General features: G+C 67.4%; 1 protein-coding gene. It reads left to right on the plus strand.

The genetic code is table 11. From position 1 onward, the window contains the following. On the plus strand, nt 1-3,945 hold a 3,945-nt coding region (locus A5652_RS01420), incomplete at both ends, for a non-ribosomal peptide synthetase (RefSeq protein ID WP_156745088.1).

Genomic DNA, 3,945 nt, shown 5'->3' on the forward strand with positions numbered 1-3,945 from the left:
CAGGTCTTGGGGTTGGACCGGGTCGGGGTCGATGAGTCGTTCTTCGATGTGGGCGGCGATTCACTGTCGGCAATGCGAGCCATCGCCGCGATCAACACCGCCCTGGACGCTGGGCTTGCCGTGCCCGTGCTGTTCGAGGCGCCCACGGTGGCCCAGTTGGCGCCCCATATCGGTGAGGTAGCGAGCCGACTTGCCCCGCTGATTCCCGTGCAGCGGCCCGAGGTGGTGCCGTTGTCGTTTGCGCAGAATCGGTTGTGGTTCATCGACCAGTTGCAGGGCCCCTCGGCGGTGTACAACATGGCGGTGGCGTTGCGGCTGAACGGGCGCCTGAATCCCGAAGCGCTGCAAGCGGCGCTGGGCGATGTGGTGGGTCGCCATGAAAGCCTGCGGACGCTGTTCCCGTCGGTGGACGGCGTGCCCCGGCAGCTGGTGATCCCGGTGGAGGAAGCCGACTTCGGTTGGCAGGTCGTGGACGCCACCGGTTGGTCGGCTGGCCGGGTGGAGCAGGCCATCGCCGTGGTTGTGCGCGACCCGTTCGATCTGACGTCTGAGATCCCTTTGCGGGCAAGGCTTTTGCGTGTCGCCGACGAGGAGCACGTGCTGGTGGCCGTGGTGCACCATATCGCCGCGGACGGCTGGTCGATCTCGCCGATGGTCAGCGACTTGGGGCTGGCCTATGCCAGCCGGTGTGCCGGACAAGCCCCGAGTTGGGCGCCGCTGCCGGTTCAATACGTCGATTACACGCTATGGCAGCGCGAACAATTCGGCGATCTCGACGATGGTGACAGTCTGATCGCCGCGCAGCTGACCTACTGGGAAGACCATTTGGCCGGGCTGCCCGAACGGCTCGAGTTGCCCACCGATCGGCCGTATCCGCCGGTGGCCGATTACCGCGGGGCCCGGGTGATGGTGGATTGGCCGGCCGAGTTGCAGGAGCAGGTTGCTGGGCTCGCGGGTCAGTACAAGGCGACCAGCTTCATGGTGATGCAGGCCGCCCTTGCGGTGCTGCTCGCGAAGATGAGCGCCAGTTCCGATGTGGCCGTGGGATTTCCGATCGCCGGGCGCCGCGACCCCGCGCTCGATGAGCTGGTGGGCTGCTTCATCAATACTTTAGTGTTGCGGGCCGATCTGGCCGGCGACCCCACTGTCGCCGAAGTATTGGCTCAGGTGCGCCAGCGCAGCCTGGCCGCCTACGAGCACCAAGACGTGCCGTTCGAGGTACTGGTGGAGCGGCTCAACCCGGCCCGCAGCCTGAACCATCATCCGCTGGTGCAGGTGATGTTGGCCTGGCAGAACTTCGCCGGAGATCCCCCGGCGGAATCGGCTTTGGGCGATCTGCACGTGACCTCGCTGCCGGCGGACACCCATACCGCCCGCATGGACCTGACGTTTTCGGTGGGGGAGCGTTGGACCGAGGTAGGAGAGCCGGCCGGGATCGGCGGGATGGTGGAGTTTCGCACCGACGTGTTCGATGCGGCCAGCATCCAGCTACTCATCGAGCGGTTGGGACGGGTACTCGCCGCCATGCCCGCCGATCCCGCGCGGCGGCTCTCCTCGATCGATGTGGTCGACGAGGCCGAGCACGTCCGGATTGAGGCTTGGGGCAATCGGGCGGTGTTGGCTCGGCCCGATCCGACTGCGCGGGTGTCGATTCCGGGGTTGTTCGCTGCGCAGGTGGCGCGTGCGCCTGAGGCGGTGGCGTTGTCGTTTGAGGGCTCGTCGATGAGTTATCGGGAGCTTGATGAGGCGTCGAATCGGTTGGCGCAGGTGTTGGCTGCCCGCGGTGTTGGTCCGGGGGAGCGGGTGGCGTTGTTGTTGTCGCGGTCGGCGGAGGCGATCGTGGCGATTTTGGCGGTGCTCAAGACCGGTGCGGCCTATGTGCCGATTGATCCGGTGGTGCCCGCGGCGCGGGTCGAGTTCTTGCTCGGTGATGCCGCACCGGTTGCGGTGGTCACCACCGGCGCGTTGGCCGATCGGCTCGACGGGCATGACGTGGCCGTCATCGAGGTGGGCGATCCGCGGATCGCGGCCCAGCCCAGCACCGCGTTGCCCGCGCCGGAGGCCGAGGACATCGCGTATCTGATCTACACCTCGGGCACGACCGGAGTCCCCAAAGGCGTTGCCGTCACTCACCACAACGTGATCCAGTTGCTGGGGTCACTCGAGGCCGGGATGGAACTCGACGGGCAGGTGTGGTCGCAGTGGCATTCACTGGCCTTTGACGTCTCTGTGTGTGAGATATGGGGTGCGCTCCTATGTGGCGGACGCCTGGTGGTGATACCCGAGTCGGTGGCGCGTTCCCCGCAAGATTTTCACGCCTTATTGGTGGCCGAACAGGTCACTGTGTTGAGCCAGACGCCGTCGGCGTTTTACGCCTTGCAGACCGCTGATGCGCTCGCGCCCGGCCTGGGAGCTCAACTCAAATTGCGGGCTGTTCTGTTCGCCGGAGAAGCCCTCGAGCCGCGGCGACTGGGAACGTGGCTAGACCAGCATCCGGGCTCGCCGCGGCTGCTGAACCTGTACGGCACGACCGAGACGACGGTGCATGCCTCGTTTCGGGAGATCGCGCCCGGCGACGTCTACAGTGCGGCCAGCCCGATTGGGGTGCCGTTGGCGCGGCTCGCCTTTTTCGTGCTGGATCGCTGGTTGCGTCCGGTGCCGGTCGGGGTGGTCGGCGAGTTGTATGTGGCCGGCGCCGGGGTCAGTGCCGGCTATGTGGGTCGCGCCGGGTTGAGTGCGTCGCGGTTCGTGGCATGCCCGTTCGGGGGCGAAGGGGTGTCGGGACCGCGGATGTATCGCACCGGGGATCTGGTGTGTTGGGGTTCCGATGGGCAGCTGCGGTACGTGGGGCGTGCCGATGAGCAGGTCAAAGTTCGCGGCTACCGCATCGAGTTGGGCGAAGTGCAGGCGGCGTTGGCCGGCCTGGACGGCGTCGAGCAGGCGGCGGTGATCGCGCGGGAGGACCGCCCCGGCGATAAGCGACTTGTGGGATATGTGACCGGCACGGCCGACCCGGCCGAAGTCCGTGCCGCGCTGGCCGAGCGGTTGCCCGTGTATATGGTGCCGGCGGCGGTGGTGGTCGTCGAAGCGCTGCCGTTGACGGCGAACGGGAAGTTGGATAAGCGGGCGTTACCCGCACCCGAGTACGCCGCAGGCGACCTGTACCGCGCGCCGTCCACCCCGACCGAGGAGATCCTGGCCGGCATCTATGCCCAGGTGCTCGGGCTGGAGCGGGTTGGAGTCGACGACTCGTTTTTCGAGCTGGGCGGGGACAGCATTTTGTCGATGCAGGTCGTGGCCCGGGCGCGGGCGGCGGGCCTGGTGTTTCGGCCTCGCGACGTGTTCGTCGAGCAGAGTGTGGCGCGATTGGCTCGGGTGGCCGGGGTGGTCGAGGGCGCCGGCGCTCCGGTCGATGAGGGCTCGGGGCCCGTCGTCGCGACGCCGATTATGCGGTGGTTAGCGAGCGTGGATGGCCCGGTGGGGCAGTTCAATCAGACGGTGGTGGTGCAGGCGCCGGTGGGGGTGGGTGAGGCCGATGTAGTGGCGGTTGTGCAGGCCTTGCTGGACCGGCATGCCATGTTGCGGCTGCGCGCTGTCGACGATGGCGCCCGGGGTTGGTTGTTGAGGGTGCCCGAGCCCGGCGAGGTGGGCGCCCACGAGTGCGTGCGGGCAGTTGAGGTGTTGTCCGACGAGACGTTGGTCGCGGCGCGCTCGCGGTTGGATCCGGCTGCCGGGGCGATGCTCAGTGCGGTGTGGGCTGCCTCGACGGGTCAGTTGGCGTTGGTTATTCACCATCTGGCGGTGGATGGAGTCTCGTGGCGGATTCTGTTGGAGGACCTCAATCTGGCGTGGGAGCAGCGTCGGGGTGGGCAGCCCATAGCGTTGCCGGCGGCGGGGACATCGTTTGCCCGGTGGTCGGCGCTGCTGGCCGCGCACGCCAGTAGT

The sequence above is a fragment of the Mycobacterium sp. 1165178.9 genome, assembly GCF_001673555.1.
Taxonomy (GTDB): Bacteria; Actinomycetota; Actinomycetes; order Mycobacteriales; family Mycobacteriaceae; genus Mycobacterium.